Source organism: Neisseria sp. P0021.S007 (assembly GCF_051956855.1).
Genome location: NZ_JBQCXA010001169.1, coordinates 1 through 522, shown reverse-complemented (window position 1 = coordinate 522; position 522 = coordinate 1). Strand labels below are relative to the sequence as shown.

The window sequence follows — 522 nt, the reverse complement described above, 5'->3', positions numbered from 1 at the left end:
TGAAAAGTTTCAGACGGCCTTTGTTTATGAATCGATGATTAAATATCCATCGGTTTCCATTCTGCGCCTTTTACCGGCGGCAGCCATGATTGCGTACCACTGGAGGCAAATCCCCACAAGGTGTCGGGAAGGCCGTAATGGTCGGCGCGCGTCGGATCGAGTTGCGTTTCGATTTCATCTTCGCGGCCTTCACGGATTTGCGTGGCGATGTGCGGATTAATCATCACGGTTTTGCCCAAGGCGATAAATTCTGCCCAGCCGGTTTCATAGGCGGCCAAAATTTGGTCGGCGGTAAACAGGTTGCCTACGCCGATAAGCGGCAGTTTGCCGTTGATGCGTTCGTGGATAAACTGCATACGGGTTTGGGCTGTATCGCCGCCGCGACGGATTTTTTTATCAAATTCCCACAGGGAAACGTGCAAATATTGCAGCGGTTTTTGTACCAATGCGTCAATCAGTGCGCCGGTTTCGGTCATGGTTAAGCCGTTGTCACCCGGCTCTTCAGGGGAGAAGCGGTAGCCG

General features: G+C 52.5%; 1 protein-coding gene. It reads right to left on the bottom strand.

What is annotated here, in order from left to right; genetic code table 11:
• Window positions 1-38 precede the first annotated feature (38 nt).
• Window positions 39-522 (bottom strand): oxidoreductase (locus ACTHUR_RS18095; protein WP_440400134.1); only part of this gene is annotated, 484 nt, incomplete at its 5' end.